General features: G+C 27.1%; 19 protein-coding genes. 14 read left to right on the top strand and 5 right to left on the bottom strand.

Going from position 1 to position 16,058, the window contains the following annotated elements:
* Positions 1-77 precede the first annotated feature (77 nt).
* Genes ACRDDY_RS10015 through ACRDDY_RS09985 form a run of 7 tightly spaced genes read left to right on the top strand, consistent with a single transcriptional unit; the run spans position 78 to position 6,790 of the window.
* Positions 78-1,043, top strand: coding sequence for a polyprenyl synthetase family protein (locus tag ACRDDY_RS10015; protein WP_438564810.1), 966 nt, complete (start codon positions 78-80; stop codon positions 1,041-1,043).
* Positions 1,043-2,065 (top strand): ABC transporter ATP-binding protein, encoded by a 1,023-nt coding sequence (locus ACRDDY_RS10010; RefSeq protein ID WP_438564809.1) that lies wholly within the window; start codon positions 1,043-1,045, stop codon positions 2,063-2,065. The genes ACRDDY_RS10015 and ACRDDY_RS10010 overlap by 1 nt, the downstream gene beginning before the upstream one ends.
* A gap of 20 nt (positions 2,066-2,085) precedes the next feature.
* A complete protein-coding gene (locus ACRDDY_RS10005) occupies positions 2,086-3,363 on the top strand; it encodes an ABC transporter substrate-binding protein (RefSeq protein WP_438564808.1) in 1,278 nt (425 codons plus the stop codon).
* Positions 3,353-4,237 carry a carbohydrate ABC transporter permease gene (locus tag ACRDDY_RS10000; protein WP_438564807.1) on the top strand — a complete coding sequence of 295 codons (885 nt, stop codon included), beginning with the start codon at positions 3,353-3,355 and terminating at the stop codon, positions 4,235-4,237. The genes ACRDDY_RS10005 and ACRDDY_RS10000 overlap by 11 nt, the downstream gene beginning before the upstream one ends.
* Positions 4,218-5,042, top strand: a complete 825-nt coding sequence (locus ACRDDY_RS09995; RefSeq protein WP_438564806.1) for a carbohydrate ABC transporter permease — start codon at positions 4,218-4,220, stop codon at positions 5,040-5,042. The genes ACRDDY_RS10000 and ACRDDY_RS09995 overlap by 20 nt, the downstream gene beginning before the upstream one ends.
* Positions 5,043-5,045: 3 nt before the next feature.
* Entirely contained in the window at positions 5,046-5,978 is a 933-nt protein-coding gene (locus ACRDDY_RS09990) for a prenyltransferase (RefSeq protein WP_438564805.1), read from the top strand.
* A complete protein-coding gene (locus ACRDDY_RS09985) occupies positions 5,975-6,790 on the top strand; it encodes an ABC transporter substrate-binding protein (RefSeq protein WP_438564804.1) in 816 nt (271 codons plus the stop codon). Before ACRDDY_RS09990 ends, ACRDDY_RS09985 begins: the two co-directional genes overlap by 4 nt.
* Here the strand turns inward: ACRDDY_RS09985 and ACRDDY_RS09980 are convergent.
* Both ACRDDY_RS09980 and ACRDDY_RS09975 read right to left on the bottom strand, forming a co-directional pair.
* Positions 6,779-7,294 carry a Gx transporter family protein gene (locus tag ACRDDY_RS09980; protein WP_438564803.1) on the bottom strand — a complete coding sequence of 172 codons (516 nt, stop codon included), beginning with the start codon at positions 7,292-7,294 and terminating at the stop codon, positions 6,779-6,781. The two genes, ACRDDY_RS09985 and ACRDDY_RS09980, sit on opposite strands and share 12 nt — an antisense overlap.
* A gap of 5 nt (positions 7,295-7,299) precedes the next feature.
* Positions 7,300-7,695 carry a NusG domain II-containing protein gene (locus tag ACRDDY_RS09975; protein ID WP_438564802.1) on the bottom strand — a complete coding sequence of 132 codons (396 nt, stop codon included), beginning with the start codon at positions 7,693-7,695 and terminating at the stop codon, positions 7,300-7,302.
* 161 nt (positions 7,696-7,856) lie between these two features.
* On the opposite strand from ACRDDY_RS09975, the gene ACRDDY_RS09970 reads away from it, so the two are divergent.
* Positions 7,857-8,324, top strand: a complete 468-nt coding sequence (locus tag ACRDDY_RS09970) for an FMN-binding protein (protein ID WP_438564801.1) — start codon at positions 7,857-7,859, stop codon at positions 8,322-8,324.
* A 251-nt stretch (positions 8,325-8,575) separates the two neighbouring features.
* Positions 8,576-10,321: a phosphoenolpyruvate carboxykinase gene (locus tag ACRDDY_RS09965; protein ID WP_438564800.1), complete on the top strand. Its 1,746-nt coding sequence runs from the start codon at positions 8,576-8,578 to the stop codon at positions 10,319-10,321.
* 39 nt (positions 10,322-10,360) lie between these two features.
* Here ACRDDY_RS09965 and ACRDDY_RS09960 read toward each other — a convergent pair whose 3' ends face one another.
* Positions 10,361-10,918, bottom strand: a complete 558-nt coding sequence (locus ACRDDY_RS09960) for a putative ABC transporter permease (RefSeq protein ID WP_438564799.1) — start codon at positions 10,916-10,918, stop codon at positions 10,361-10,363.
* Between the two features lie 189 nt (positions 10,919-11,107).
* Positions 11,108-11,581, bottom strand: a complete 474-nt coding sequence (locus tag ACRDDY_RS09955) for an Lrp/AsnC ligand binding domain-containing protein (protein WP_438564798.1) — start codon at positions 11,579-11,581, stop codon at positions 11,108-11,110.
* Between the two features lie 247 nt (positions 11,582-11,828).
* Between ACRDDY_RS09955 and ACRDDY_RS09950 the strand changes: the two genes are divergently transcribed.
* Positions 11,829-12,170 carry a hypothetical protein gene (locus ACRDDY_RS09950; RefSeq protein ID WP_438564797.1) on the top strand — a complete coding sequence of 114 codons (342 nt, stop codon included), beginning with the start codon at positions 11,829-11,831 and terminating at the stop codon, positions 12,168-12,170.
* Here ACRDDY_RS09950 and ACRDDY_RS09945 read toward each other — a convergent pair.
* A complete protein-coding gene (locus ACRDDY_RS09945; RefSeq protein WP_438564796.1) occupies positions 12,167-13,162 on the bottom strand; it encodes a histidinol phosphatase in 996 nt (331 codons plus the stop codon). The genes ACRDDY_RS09950 and ACRDDY_RS09945 overlap by 4 nt on opposite strands.
* Before the next feature lie 118 nt (positions 13,163-13,280).
* Here ACRDDY_RS09945 and ACRDDY_RS09940 point away from each other — a divergent pair, with 118 nt between their 5' ends.
* From ACRDDY_RS09940 to ACRDDY_RS09925, 4 genes are all read left to right on the top strand, one after another.
* Complete coding sequence (locus ACRDDY_RS09940; RefSeq protein WP_438564795.1) at positions 13,281-13,778, top strand: gamma carbonic anhydrase family protein; 498 nt, start codon at positions 13,281-13,283, stop codon at positions 13,776-13,778.
* 18 nt (positions 13,779-13,796) lie between these two features.
* Positions 13,797-14,636 carry a CvfB family protein gene (locus tag ACRDDY_RS09935; RefSeq protein WP_438564794.1) on the top strand — a complete coding sequence of 280 codons (840 nt, stop codon included), beginning with the start codon at positions 13,797-13,799 and terminating at the stop codon, positions 14,634-14,636.
* A gap of 217 nt (positions 14,637-14,853) precedes the next feature.
* Positions 14,854-15,165, top strand: a complete 312-nt coding sequence (gene trxA / locus ACRDDY_RS09930) for a thioredoxin (protein ID WP_438564793.1) — start codon at positions 14,854-14,856, stop codon at positions 15,163-15,165.
* Positions 15,166-15,183: 18 nt separating this feature from the next.
* Positions 15,184-16,047, top strand: a complete 864-nt coding sequence (locus ACRDDY_RS09925; protein ID WP_438564792.1) for an NAD(P)/FAD-dependent oxidoreductase — start codon at positions 15,184-15,186, stop codon at positions 16,045-16,047.
* Positions 16,048-16,058: the final 11 nt, after the last annotated feature.

Here is a 16,058-nt window from a genome sequence, read left to right as displayed (position 1 = left end):
TAAGAAATAAGAAATGATTTAGATAGAGTATTCTCTCTATCTAAATCAAAACTATAGATAAGATAAGGGAGGAAAAGATGAAAAGCTTTTGGTGTGAGTATCCTGAAATAGAAAATGAGATAAGAGAGATAAAAAGTAACATAAGAGAAAATGCAAAATGTAGAGACAAGGTTATTGAAAAAAGTATTTTAGAGCTTTTAGATGGTGGAGGAAAATTACTGAGACCAGGATTTACAGTATTAGCCTCTAAATTTGGTACATATAACAGAGAGAGAACGGTAGGGCTTGCTTCAGTAGTAGAAATGTTTCATATGGCAACATTAGTTCATGATGATGTTATAGATGAGGCTAAAATGAGACGTGGAAAAGAAACGATACAGTCAAAGTATGGGAAAAATTATGCTGTATATATTGGAGATTATCTTTTTTGTCTTTGTTTTAAGACACTTGGAACTACAAAAAATATTAATAGAGAAGCTGAAGTTGATACAAAAGTTATGTCGAGAATTTGTTTAGGGGAAGTAGAGCAATTAAATTCAAGATTTAAGAAAGATATTAAAATAAAAGATTATTTAAAAAGAGTATCAGGGAAAACAGCAGAGTTATTTTCATTAAGTTTATATATAGGCGCAGTGGAAAGTGATGTGGATAGAAAAATAGCAAGAGTGTTTTGGGAGATAGGACATAATATAGGAATGGCATTTCAAATAATTGATGATGTATTAGATTTAAAAGGAAACAAAAATAATACTGGAAAAATTATAGGCAATGATTTAAGAGAAGGCGTATATACGTTGCCTATTTTACTTGCATTAAAAGAAGATAATAATGAAATTTCAAAGCTTTTAAAGGAAGAGTATTCAGACAAAGATATAGAAGAGATAGTAAATTATTTAGAAAAAAATAAATTTATAGAAAAATCTTTAAATATTGCAGAAAATTATTCTAAAAAGGCATTTAGAAATATAGACAAACTACCTGAGAATAAGTATAAGCATATTCTTTTAGATGTTACTAGAAGAATGATTAAGAGAGAGTATTAATGAGTTACATAGAAGTAAAAAATTTAAGCAAAAGTTACGGAAGTGAGAAGGTCTTAAAAAATATCAATTTTACGGTATCAAGAGGTGAGATTGTGTCTATTTTAGGGCCAAGTGGAAGTGGAAAATCAACAATCTTAGAAATTTTTTGCGGATTTAAAGAGGCAGATACAGGAATAATAAAAATTGAGAATAAAGATATATTAGATAAAGAGCCAAAGGATAGAAATATATCAATGATATTTCAAAATTATGCTTTAATGCCACATTTAACTGTTTTCGATAATATAGGACTTGGAATGAAAATTAGAGGGGAAAGTAAGAAAATTATAAAAGAAAAAGTGCTATGGGCAGCTAGTATATTAGAATTAGAAAAATATTTAGATAGAAAGCCAAAGGAGTTGTCGGGAGGCCAAAGGCAAAGAGTTGCTATAGGAAGAGGGATAGTCAGAAAGCCAAAAGTATTTTTAATGGATGAACCTTTATCAAATTTAGATTATAAACTTAGAATGGATACTGCAAATGAGATTGTTAGTTTAAATAAAAGGATAGATGGAACAACTATTTATATAACTCATGATAGAGAAGAGGCTATGCTTATATCAGATAGGATAATTATTTTAAAAGATGGTGAAATTCAGCAAATAGGAACACCTAAGGAAATTTATGAAAATCCTAAAAATATTTTTGTAGCAGAATTTTTAGGGAGACCTAAGATAAATATCTTAGATATAGAAGTAAAAGATAATAAGGCTTATTTTAAAGAAAAGGTAATTAAAAAGATAGATTTAAAAAATGGAAATTATAAATTTTGTATAAGACCAGAAAAAATATATATAAAAGAAAATGGTAGTTTAAAGGGAATAATAAGAGATATAAAATATTTAGGCAGTGAATACATAATTGATATAGAAGTAGAAGGGGAAATTTTTAAAATTAAAACTTCTAAATTAGCTAATAAACTAGATGAAAGTTTAGACATAGACTTTAATTTAGATAATATAAATATATTTATTGAAAACTAAGGGATAAAAAGGAGAGAAAAATGAAGAAGAAATTAATAGTAGGATTATTATTAGGAAGTATGGTTTTAACAGGATGTGGTCAAGTTGCAGAAGAGGATAATAAGGAAGAGGTTAGTGGAACAATAACTGTGATTACAAGTAAAACAGAATCAGAAGAAGTTCTTAATGAAGTAGAGAAAAGATTTAAGGAGAAATATCCAAAGGTTGAAGATGTAGTATTTGAAGCATCTAATGATTATGACAATCATATAAGAACTAGAATGAATACAAATGATTACGGAGATGTTTTATTTGTGCCTTTTAGTATGAGTGGAACACCTAAAGACTATGAAACATATTTAGAAAGTTTAGGGACAGTGGATGATTTAGATGATAAATACATAGATGTAACAGAAGCAGATTATAATGGAGAAGTTTATGGAATTCCTACTGCATTAAATTCTTTAGGAATTATCTACAACGAAGAGGTATTTAAGAGAGCTGGAATAGAAAAAATGCCTACATCATTAGAGGAAATGGTAGAAGCTTGTGAAAAGATAAAGAAAAATACTGATGCAATTCCTTTTTATACAAATTATAATAGAACATTAGGTGTATGGGGAGGTGCTTTAAGCTCATATGGAGGAGAAGACTTTAAAGAAGAAACTTTAGAAAAAGGAACAGTATTTAAAGAGGGACAACCTATAAGACAAGTAATGGATCTTTTCTATATATTATCAAGTAATGGGCTAATAGAGGAGGATCCTATAACAGGAGATTATGGAAAGTCACAACAGATGTTAGCAGATGGAAAAGTAGCTATGTTTATGATGGGTTCTCAAGAACTTGTAGAAATAAGAGAAATGGCAAAAAATAAAGAAAGTATAAAAATAGGATCATTTCCAGTTAAATATGAGAACGAAACAACAATTGCATTAGGCGCACCAGAAGTAATCGGAGTAAGTAAGCAAAGTAAAAACAAAGTTACAGCAAAAGCTTTTGTAGATTTTATAGCGTCAAGAGAAAGTGGATATGCTGAAAGTTTAGCAGGACTTGCACCTAAAATAGAATCATTAACAAATGATGAAAAAAAGGCATTAGAAGACAATAATGTAGTATTAACAGCACCAAGTGTTGATCCAGAAGTAGATAAAAAATATACAGATATAGCAAAAGAAGCTGAAGTTGCTAGATTAAATGGAGTATTACAAAAGTCTATTAATATAGGTCTTTACCCAAATAAAAATGAGAGTTATGAAGAATTTATAAAAGCATGTGAAGAAAAATGGGATAAAGCAGTTAAAAATAATGAGAAATAAAATATCAAAAGAAAGAAAAGTGATAAGAGCTTTTCTTTCTTTGCCTATAATATTATTAATTCTTTTTGGAATAATTCCAATGATGGGGCTTATATATTACAGTTTTACAGAATGGAATGGAATTGGAAATATAGAAAAGTTTGTCTTTCTTGAAAATTATATAGAGATATTAACTAGTGAAGAGTATTTAGAGGTTTTTAAGAATTGCATATATTATTTAATTTCAGGAATACTTCAAATAATAATAGGATTTAGTTTAGCGTTAATATTATCATTTAAAGTTAAAGGGAAAAATATATATAAAGTTATATTTTTACTTCCAATACTCTTAAGTGGTGTAACTATAGCAATGATGTTTAGAGTGTTTTTTTCACCAGATGGAACATTAAATAGTATTCTTACTTTAATTGGACTCGAAGAGCAAAGAAAATATTGGCTTGGAGATCCAAGTCTTGTGAATTGGAGTCTTTCATTTATTTCATTATGGAGATACACAGCATTAAGTTTTATTTTATATATAAGTGCAATTTCATCAATAAAGGAAGAGTATTTTAAAGTTGTTGAAATAGAAGGTGGGGGAATATTAAAAAAGATATGGTATGTAATAATTCCTAATATAAAAACAACAATAATAGTAAATTTATTAATGTTATTAATAGGTGTTGTATCTGTTTTTGATATACCAATGATAATGACAGACGGATCTAATGGTACAAGCACATTTATTTTGAAAACAATGGACGTAGCATTTAAGGATAAAGAATTTGGATTAGCATCAGCTATGGCAGTAATAGTCAGTCTAATAATTATTATTTTAGGTAGTGGTAGATATTTTATAAAAAAGAGGAAGAAAAATGAAAAAAATATTTATTAAATGGTTAAAGTACTTTTTTCTTATTGGATGGGCGATAGTAATTTTATTGCCTATAATAACAATTATTATAGGGTCTTTTAAAAGTTATGGAGAGTTTAATAGTACTAATGGAATAGAATTAGCTATAAATCCTACTTTAGAAAATTATAAGAGAGCTATAGTAGATGGAAAAATGATTAGTGGGTTTATAAATACATTTATATTAATTTTCTTTGGGGTCTTAGGAACCGTATTTTTAGGGAGTATGCTTGCATTCACTTTAACTAGATTTCAGTTTAAATATAGAAAGGGAGTTATTTTATTATATGGAGTAGTTGCATTAGTACCTTTAGAGGTATCTCAAGTTATAACTTTTAAAATTATAAATACTTTAGGAATATATAATAGTAGAATTGCACCAATTTTATTATATATCGGAGTTGATATGGTTACATTATTTATTTATATTCAAATGATGGAAAAGATTCCGAAAGAACTTGATAAAGCTTATATTTTAGAAGGTGGAAGTATAAGGGGATTATATAAAGATGTAATATTTCCTATATCAAAAAATGCAACTCTTACAATTTGTATGTTAAAAATAATTAGTATATATAATGATTTTTATATTCCATATTTATATATGCCAAAAGAAGGACTAAATACAATTTCTCAAAGCATATTTAAGTTTATGAGTGAAAGTAAAGTAGAATGGAATGTTATTTGTGCAGCAGTAGTTATTAGCATAATACCAATGATTATCTTTTTTTTAATACTGCAAAAAAAGATATATAATGGGTTAATTGAAGGAAGTGTAAAAGGGTAAATTATGAGATTTTTAAAGAGAGTTTATACAGTAATAGAAATGAGAACAGGTTTCGCAACAGGATTACCAGTATTAAGTGCAGGACTTTTTGGGGCATATTTAAAAGGAGAGTTAAATATAGGATTACTAATCTTAATGTTTATATCAGGATTTAGCTTTAATATAGTTGCAAATGTAGCAAATGAAATAAGAGGATATTTAAAGAAAGAGGATATAAAAGAAGTTTTAACAGGACATAAAGGGAGTGAAGGTCTAGCAAGAGGAGATGCAAGTTTAATTGATGCAATAGTTGGACTTCTAATATTTTTTATTATTGGAAGTATCTCAGGATTAGGGATTGTATTTATAACCAAGGAAGTAGCTATTTTGTTTATTGGAGCAATTAGTGCACTTGCAGCTATTTGTTATTCATTAGGACCAAAGCCCTATATTGTTTATCCAGTTGGTGAACTTGTATCAGGGATATTTGTTGGTGGAATAAGTAGCTTAGTTTCAGCATACATACAGTTTGGAGAAGTAAATATAGAGGTAGTTTTATATTCTATTATAGGTGTATTTATGACTATATTTTTAATGTCAACAAACAATACCTCAGATTATAATAAAGATAAAGGGCATAGGGTAACATTACCGCATATGATAGGATTTGAAAAATCAATAAAGATAATACTTCCAGAAGGAATATTAATGATTATGGCATTTATAAGTTTGTATTTAATTAAGAGTATAGAATTACACATTCTTATAATAGGTCTTTTGGTTATATATTATTTTGGTTATGAAAAATGGTATAAAGGGTATTCAAAAATAAAGAAACCATTTAAAGAAATGGGAAGATTATGGGGACCAAAGCCATTACTATTAATTTATAGCTTTAATATATCAATGAGTATATTGTTCTTAAGTAATATTTTAATGGAGGGGAAAGTTATATGAATATTACAATAATAAAAAGTAATCCCTTAAGTATTTCATTTATATTAGGAAAGAAAATAGGATTATTAAAAGATGTGAATTTAAATATTATAGATGATTTTAAATTTATAGGAGAAAATCCATATATAAATGGGGAATCAGATCTTATGATAGGGGACATAACTTTCTTCTTTTATGCATTAGAGAAAGGAATAGATTCTGTTATTACTTCCAATTTAACAAGAACAATACACTTAGTATTAGGAAAAGGAAAAAATATTAAAGAAAGTGGTTTGAAAATTGGAGTAAATAGAACGGGAATGTTTAGACTATTCTTAGAATATGGATTAAAGGAACATATCCCTAAAAATGAAATAGTTTGGATTAATAATACTTTTGAAAGAATAGAGAAATTAAAAAATGGAGAAATTGATGGAATGATTGCAATAAATCCATTTGTAGATAAGATAGAACATGAAAATATAGGAAATATATCATGGAGTCTTAGAAATACAGGAGAAAATCTAGTGATGTATTGCTTTAGACGTGACTATTATGAAAGAAATACAGAGAAGATAAAAAAATTTCATAAGGACATAAGAAAAGCAGGTCAGATATTTAATAATATGTCATTAGATGAGAAAAAAATTTTTTTAAAAGAAGATATGAAATACGAAAAGGAATATGAATTAAATTTTATAAATTTTAAATTTGAAGAAGAAAAAGACTTTAAAAAAGAGGATTTTGAAATATGTATGAAATGGATGTTTAAAAATGATGAAATAAAAAAAGAATATAAATATAAAGATTATATAAAAAGCTTAGGAATATAACCTAAGCTTTTTTAAATGAAGCAAAACATAATTTGAAGATAGTCCAATAAAGAAACCAGTTAATATACCTAGAATACCGAGTAAAGGAAGATATAAAAATATAGAACTTGATTCTAAAATCAAAGATGCAACTAAGATTTGACCAAGGTTGTGAAAAAAAGCACTAGCTACACTAACACCTACTAGAGAAACTTTATCTTTAAGGCATATTTTTAATAGCATAGTGGAAGAAAAACTTAATAGTCCACCAGTAAAACTATAAAGAAAAGTGCTAAGACCACCACCAAAAATACATGAAAGAACTATTTTTAAAGAAAGAACTATAAATGAATCTTTAGGAGATAAGGTATAAATACTTATCATTATAATTAAATTAGAAAGACCAATTTTAGCTCCAGGCACAGGGAGTGGAGCTGGAATAGCTCTTTCAACAGTGAAAAGGATTAAAGAAAGAGATATTAATAAGGACATATAAATTAACTTTGAAGTATTTTGATTAACCATATATTTTAATGAGAAAAAATCATATCGTCAGCAGATTTTTCCGTTTCTCCTTTTATTTCTATAATAACCTTGTGAGGTAAACAAACGATAGTCTCATAAACATTAGAGATTGGTTTACTATTTACACATAATTTATCTGTACAATCTGCATCAATCATAGAAACTTTACCATTTGAAATAATTATTTTATTTTCACCATGAGTAGTATTAATATGTAATGTTTTATCATCTTTAAGATTAATTTCTTCTTTAGTAACACCATTAATACGAATAGTTACAAATTTTTCTTTGAAATCTTTAGAGTATGCAATTTTAAAGAAAAATAGAGGTGTAAAAGAAGTAATAATTAAAGAAATAATTATAAAAATATCAAATTTTTTTAAGTTTTTAATGTATTTCAAAAGCTTTCTCCTTAAAAGTAAATATACTTAAATTTTAAGTGATTAAAAAGAGAAATGGTAATAAAAAAAAGTTATATAGTATAGAAAATATATATTAATATGTACAGTTAGATTTGTTGTATAATCCAAGGTGAAGAAGAATCGAGGGGGATATAAGAATTATGAAAAAGAAATTATTATTAGCTTTATGTACAGCAGCAATGACAATGTCATTAGTAGCATGTGGGGGAACTGCAGAAGAAAAGCCTAAAGAGCCAGCAGCAAAAACAATGCAAGACGGAACTTATGAAGTAGAGTCTAAGCCAGATGCAGAAGGTAAGGGAGCAAAAGCTTCAATAGTTGTTAAAGATGGGAAAATAGCTGAAGCTAAATATAATGAGTTCACAAAAGATGGTGACAAAAGAAATGATGAAAAATACAATAAAATGATGATGGATAAAGTTAAAACTAGTCCGGAAGTATTTGAAGTAGAATTTGAAAAGCAAGTAGTTGCAGCACAAAATCATGAAATTGATGGAATTACAGGAGCAACAAGTTCGGCAGCTACAGCTAAAGAATTATTTAAAACAGCTATTGATAATTCATTAGATGGAAATAAAGAAAAAGAAGTTATTGAAATAAAGAAATAGTTAGAAAAACAAGTCAAAAAAATTTTTGACTTGTTTTTTTAGATGTAATTATCAGAAGAAACATAAAAGAATTTTAAAAATGAAAAATGATGGAAAATGTCTACAAATATTAAGTAAACGTTTGAATTTAGAAAAATGAAAAAAAAGTTTAACAATCTTTCAAAAGATATGATATAATTATTTTAAATAGTAAATTTAGAAGAAAAAATGCAATTTTAAACGAATAAAAATTTCAAAAGGGGGCATAAAATATGCAAAGAGATTTTTCCATGAGCAATGATAAAGTAATAATTAATTTCACAACAAAATATTGTTCAAACTTTGAAACATTACTTGAGAGTGAAGGTTTTAGAAGAGTAACGGATGCTTTTTTAAAAAAGATAGAAAGAAAGCAAACGTTAAGCTATAAATATATAGTGAAATCATTAGAAACTAATAATATTGTAGATATAAGAAAAGATTTAATAAAGGTATTTAGATATTTAACTGTTATGAATATAAATGATATAAAAGAGTTAAATAATAGATATGGAAGATTATTAGAAGATAAAGATAATGCAATTGTATTTATAGAAGAATTTTATTTATTCTGGAGAAGACTTGAAAGATATACAGTAATTCATGGTGGAGAAACAGCAACAGGGCTTGCAGCTATGAGTTTTGTAGAAGCAAATGATGGATTATCAAAACTTATTTTAAAGCTATATAGAAAAGTAGAAAAAAATATTTTAGGAAAAAAACCAAAAGTATTTAGACAGATTCCTGCAGGTGGAAATTCATGTCTTATGTTAAATGAAATTTTATGGCCAATTCCAAGAGGGTACGAAAAGCTTGAACAAATACCATTTATAGATAGTATTTTATTAGAAACGCCGTTTATAACTTATCCTAAAAGAAATACAAGAACGGGAATGTTCAATGAAATTGATGAAAATCCTTTAAAGTATACAAGGTTAAATAAGGATCATTGGTATTGTTATCCTGCAAAAGTTGGAGAGCTTTTAGCATATATATATTTTCATAGAGATTATATGGCACATGGAATTACATTGTGTAATCTTTTTGAAATGGCAAGAAAAGAGGAGTGTAGAGGTGTAAAACCAGATATTGTATATGTATTTGGTGCAAAAGATGATGAAGGAGAAGACAAAGCAGTATTTTATAATGATGAGAAAAATGACATTATGTTAGGATATATTAATCATTCTGAAAATGTTGATTATTTTGGATATTTAAAGAAAATGACATTAACACTTCATAACCTTAAAATGATACAAAAAGGTCATTTGCCAATACATGGAGCTATGGTTAATATTACATTGAAAGATGGAAAATCAGCTAATGTAGTAATAATGGGAGATAGTGGAGCAGGTAAATCAGAAAGTTTAGAAGCATTTAGAGCTTTAAGTGAAGATTATATTTCAGATATGAAAATTCTTTTTGATGATATGGGAACTTTTAAATTACAAGATGGAAAAATAATAGGATATGGAACCGAAATAGGAGCATTTATAAGACTTGATGACCTGGATCAAGGATATGCATTTAAAGAAATGGATAGAAGTATCTTTATGAATCCAGATAAGATAAATGCAAGGCTTGTACTTCCGGTATCTCCATATAAAGAGATTGTTAAAGGGTATGAAGTTAATTTCTTCTATTATGCTAATAATTACACAGAAGTAAAAGAAGGAGATACATCAATTGAGTATTTTACAAATCCAAAAGAAGCTATAAAAGTATTTAGAGCAGGAGCAAGAATGGCTAAAGGAACAACTAGTGAAAAAGGGTTAGTAGAAAGTTATTTTGCAAATCCATTTGGGCCAGCACAAAAACAAGAAGAAACTGATATCTTAATAGATAAATTTTTTAATGCAATGTTTAAAGGAACAGTTAAGGTTGGGCAAATAAAAACTTGTTTAGGAGTAGAGGGTCAAGAAAAAACAGGTCCAAGAGACGCGGCTTTAGAATTATTTGAAGAAATTAAAAAATTATAATAAAAAAAAGATAACTGCAAAATTTGCAGTTATCTTTTTTTAAAATTTATCTGTATAATCGAAACCATTATTTTTAATTAAAATTTTTCTTTTTTCCATAATTAAATTGTATAGAGTATAGCAAAAATCAATTGAAAGGTAAGTAATAATTAAAATTGCTAAAAATTCTAATATTCCAGTATTAAGGTTATTTAATGATTCAAGAATTAATGGATTAAGTATTTTAATAACAAATACAGACCCAAGTCCCCAAGCTAAAGAAAAATGAAAACACACTCTTCCTTGAAGATTTAATGGATCTTCTGAGTAATCCCACCATTTTAAAGAAAAGCATTTCTCTAAAAAATAGCTTGTTGCATATTCAACAACTGATGTTAAAACAGAAGTCAAAATAAATAGTGGAAGAACACCTAATGAAATACTTGATAAACAAAAAACTAGAATTGTAGCACAAAATCCGTATATAGGGCAGAAGGGTCCATTTAAAAAGCCACGATTTATGAATGTTTTATGTTTAAAATATTGATATGTAACTTCAACACACCATCCTAAAAAGGAATATATAAAAAATACTAAAACAAAAGTATTGATGTCCATAGCATCCTCCTAAATTAATCTATTAAATTAATTATAAGGGAATAACCTTAAATGAAACTTAATAAAAAAAATAAAGTTTCAAAGTGTTTAAATTTAAAAAAATACTTTTTAAGGATGAAAAGTATTTCCATCATTAAAAAGTATTATTTCAAAAGATTCAAAAATTAATTAAGCTATATAAAGAATCGTTTATAATGTTATGTTTCTATCGATTGGTTGATTTAATGAAATAAAAGTATCAGTTCTTTGAATACCATCGATAGTATTGATTTTATTCATAAGTATTTCTTGTAAATCACTTATGTTTTTACATATAACTTTAGCAAACATAGAGTAAGCCCCAGTTGTTATGTGAAGTTCAACAACTTCTTTAATTTTATGCATTTCGTCAAAGACAAAATCAAATGAAGATGTTTTATCAACAAAAATACCAACGAAACAACATACATCGTATCCTAATTTAGGAAGGTTAAGTATGATTCTAGTACCTTTTATAATCCCCATATCTTCCATTTTTTTCATACGAACATGAATAGTTCCACCACTAACATGGCAGATTCTCGCGATTTCTAGATATGGAGTTCTGCAGTCTTTAATAAGTAAATCTAAAATTTGAAGATCTAACTCATCTAATTGTAAATTATTATTGTTGTTGTTAGCCATATTATCACCTCAGTAATCTGATAAATATATAAATCGTATACTATTTTAACAAAAAAATGACATTTCATAAAGCGAAAATAGTAAAATGTTTAAAAAATTTATTAAATATTATTATTTTGATAAATAAATAAGCTAAAATATTTCTGGTGCGAAATATATAAAGAAAATAAATTGTTAAAGTATTGAAAAAAATTCTATTTTAAATTACTATATATAGTATAAATCGGTTTAGGAGGGCATAAGATAGATGAATATAATAACAACTATAATTACATTTGTTGTATTACTAGCTATTACAATAGGGATTTTATTTGTATGTAAACAATATGTATTTCCAAAGGTAAGAATAAATAAATTTATACCATTAGCAGTTGCAATAATATTATTTTTAATACAATTAACAGGAATAGTAACAGAAACATGGTTTGGATTAATTTCAACACCATTAATAATAATAGCATTCCTATGGTTCTTAGATATTCAACAAACTGGTGGACCAAAGGCAAAAGCAAAGGTTATAAAAAATAAACCTAAAGCAAAGCCAAACAGAGTAAAAAATATGAAAAATGAGAAAAATCCAAAGGCTTAGACCTTTGGATTTTTTTGTGTGAAAATAGGAGAACTTAAAGAAATTTTATTTGTTTCCTGATAAACTTTGATTATATACCAAGTTTCACTAGTATTCGCTATATGATTATAAATGTAGCGTATTTTTTTTAGTGAAATATTTTTAATAGAATGAACTATAGTGCCTCCATTTGAAATAATATCAATTCTTTCAATACAATAATTTTTATCCTCAAGAAGAATTGTAAAATTAAGAGTGTCAGTCCAGTCTATAAAATCACCCATAAAATAATTATTTATAAAAAACATTAATTGAAGACTTCTAGATTCAGTACAATAAACCCGTCTTAAACGAATAGCTTGGATTAAAGAGTCTTTAGTATTTCTTTTAGAGACTATGCAAGTTGAACTTTCTATATCACAAGTAGTTAATCTAGATTCAGTTACACCATTTATAGGAGCAAGCTTAAAACCTTTATCTAAAAGATTAATATAATACTTATCACGTCGTAGATAGCGGTTATTAAGCCCGCTAGTTACTTCAATACAATTAATGAGGCTACTTACAAGTGAGTGATATTCCTGGCTTAAAATAGGCTTTAAAGGATTACTAATGATTAATATAGCATCCTTATTTTTTATCAGCCATAATGGTAAGAGGTTTAAGTTGTTTAGAGTACCTTTAAAAAAAGTATTTGAATTTAAAATATTTAAATCACCAAGAGAAGATGATTTTCCTTCAAAACCATATATAGCAGTAAAGTTTTCTTTTTTTTTGTTAAAATGGTAAGTTTGTTCTAAAGCTTTAGTCCATTTTTCAGATTTTGAATCTAAAAAATCACTATGATCAGCAATCATTAAAAAATGTAGTGTATTTCTATATGCTAGATTAAAACACTCAGTAGGGGTGTTTGTTCCAATAGAATAAGAACTATGACAGTGAATAAATCCATAAAAAAATGAATGTTCATTTTTAAATGTATTTATATCTTTTACAGAATTGATATGTGGCATAAAATCATCCTTATTTAATTATTGTTATATATTATATATAGTTCATAAAAGGTTAGAATAATGACAATAAAAGCTTTAAATGATAAAATAAATATATAAATATAAAGAGGTGAGGTTTTTGATTTTAAAATTTGAAGGAAAAATACCTAAAATAGATAAGAGTACATATATATCAGAAAGTACAGATATAATAGGAGATGTTTCAATAGGAAAAGATTCAAGTATTTGGTTTGGAGCTAGATTACGTGGTGATATGAGTAAGATAGTTATTGGAGAAGGGTCTAATGTACAGGAAAATGCTGTTATGCATGGTGATACTAAGTATGATGTTAATGTAGGAGATAATGTAACTATAGGTCATGGTGCAATTGTTCATGGATGTGTTATTGAAGAGAATGTTTTAATAGGAATGGGGGCTATTATTTTAAATGGTGCAAAGATTTCTAAAAATTCTATAGTTGGAGCAGGTGCTTTAGTAACTGAACATAAAGAATTTGAAGAAGGCGTACTAATAATAGGAAGTCCTGCACGTGCAGTAAGAAAATTAAGAGATGAAGAGACAGAAGGAATAAGAGAATCAGCCAAACATTATGTTGAGATAAGTAAAAAATATTAAAAGTTATAGGAGAAAAAGATGATTAAAGTAGGTAAATATAATAAAGTAAAAGTAAATAAGGAAAGGGAATTTGGTTTTTTCTTAATTGATGAGCAAGGAGATGAAGTTTTACTTCCAAAAGTTTTAGCAAAAGGTTCAAAACTAAGTATTGGAGATGAGCTTGAAGTTTTTGTATACATAGATTCAACAGATAGAATGGTTGCAACTATGAAAAAACCTAAAATTACAGTAGGAGAAGTTGGATATTTAGAAGTAGTATCAGAGAGTCCTTTTGGAACATTTTTAAATAATGGAATAGAAAAAGATCTTTTTGTTCCAATGAGAGAGCAAAGATATAAACTTTTAAAAGGAAAGAAATATCTTATATATGCATATATAGATAAAACAGGAAGACTTGCAGGAACAACAGAAATAGATGATTATTTAGATATGGCAGAAGAAGATACATTTAAAGTTAATGATACTATAGAATGTATTACATATGCGAGAAGTGGTGGAGAAACATTAAAGGTTTGTATAGATGGAAAGTATAGAGGAATTATTCTTGGAAATGAACATACAGAAGTAATTTATCCAGGAGAAACAGTAGAAGCTAGAGTAAAAAGAGTATATGAAGATGGAGTAATTGGATTATCTACAAGAAAGAAAAGATTAGATGCAAGAGAAGAAATTAGAGAAAATATCTTAAATTATTTAGAAAAACACGGTGGATTTATGGAGTTTAATGATAAATCAAATCCAGAAGATATAAAAGAGATATTTAAAACAAGTAAGAACTATTTTAAGATGGCATTAGGTGGACTAATGAAAGAAGGAAAAATAAAACAGAGTGCAGAAGGAACTGAACTTATAAAATAAATAAAAAATTAAAGTTACTTTTTAATGAAGTAGCTTTTTTTACATATAAATATGAATAAAATGTTATCAAAAAGAATTAAATTACAATAAATTATATATAAGTAGAATAAAATATAGAGTAGAAAAGCAAAATAAAGTGAAAGGGTTGACTAAAAAAATAAAAAGGATTAAAATTAAAAAAAGAATACCCCTAAGGGGTATATAGGAGGAAGAAAAAATGACAATTATAAACGATACAAATTTTAAACAAGAAGTGTTAGAAGAGAAAGGATTAGTTTTAGTAGACTTTTTTGCAACTTGGTGTGGACCTTGTAAAATGTTAGCTCCAATATTAGAAGAGTTAAATAGTGAATTAAGTGATGTTAAGATAGTAAAGATTGATGTTGATGAAAGTCCAGAAACAGCTAGTGCATATGGAATTCAAAGTATTCCAACTATGAAAGTATTCAAAGATGGAAAAGATATGCAAACAATAGTAGGATTTTTACCAAAAGGGCAGATAGTAGCAGCAATAGATCAAAATAGATAAAACAAGGATGATAAAAATATGGAAAGATATGATATTGCAATTATAGGAAGCGGTCCTGCAGGACTTTCAGCTGCATTAAATGCAAGAATAAGAAATAAATCTTTTATAATTTTTGGAAGTAAAGAGATAAGTACTAAATTAGCTTTAGCACCTGCTATCAATAATTACTTAGGATTTAGCTCAATAAAAGGAAAAGACTTACTTAAAAATTTCCAAAACCATATAAAAGAGATGGAGATAGAGATAGTAGAAGAAAGAGTTAATAATGTGTATTCTATGGGAGACTATTTTACATTAATGGTTAATCAAAAAATGTATGAAGCTAAAACAGTTATTTTAGCAACAGGAATAGAATATACAAGACCTTTATTAGGAGAAGAAGAGTTTTTAGGTAAGGGTGTAGGATATTGTGCAACTTGTGATGCACCACTTTATAGAGGAAAAGAAGTTACAATAATTGCATATTCTAAAGAAGGTGAAGAAGAAGCTAACTTTGTGGCGGAAATTGCAAGTAATGTAAATTATATTCCTATGTATAGAGGAGAAATGAAATTAGATTCAAATATTAATTTAGTAAATGAAAAACCAAAAGAAATTGTTGGGGAATCAAAAGTTTCTAAAGTAATTCTAAAATCAGGAGAAGAAATAGAAACTGATGGAGTATTTTTACTTAAGAATGCAGTACCACCAACACAATTAGTTCCAGGACTAGAGATAGAAGATGGTCATATTAAGGTTGATAGATTAATGAGAACTAATATAAAAGGATGCTATGCAGCAGGAGATTGTATAGGGAAGCCTTACCAATATATAAAATCAGCAGGAGAAGGAAATATTGCAGCATTAAGTGCAGTAACATATTTAGCTGAAAATAATATGTAAAGAATAAAGCT

Source organism: Clostridium sp. (assembly GCF_051656525.1).
GTDB lineage: Bacteria > Bacillota > Clostridia > Clostridiales > Clostridiaceae > Clostridium.
Note: the sequence above shows the minus strand (reverse complement) of the source record. Positions and strands in the feature narration are given on the sequence as shown.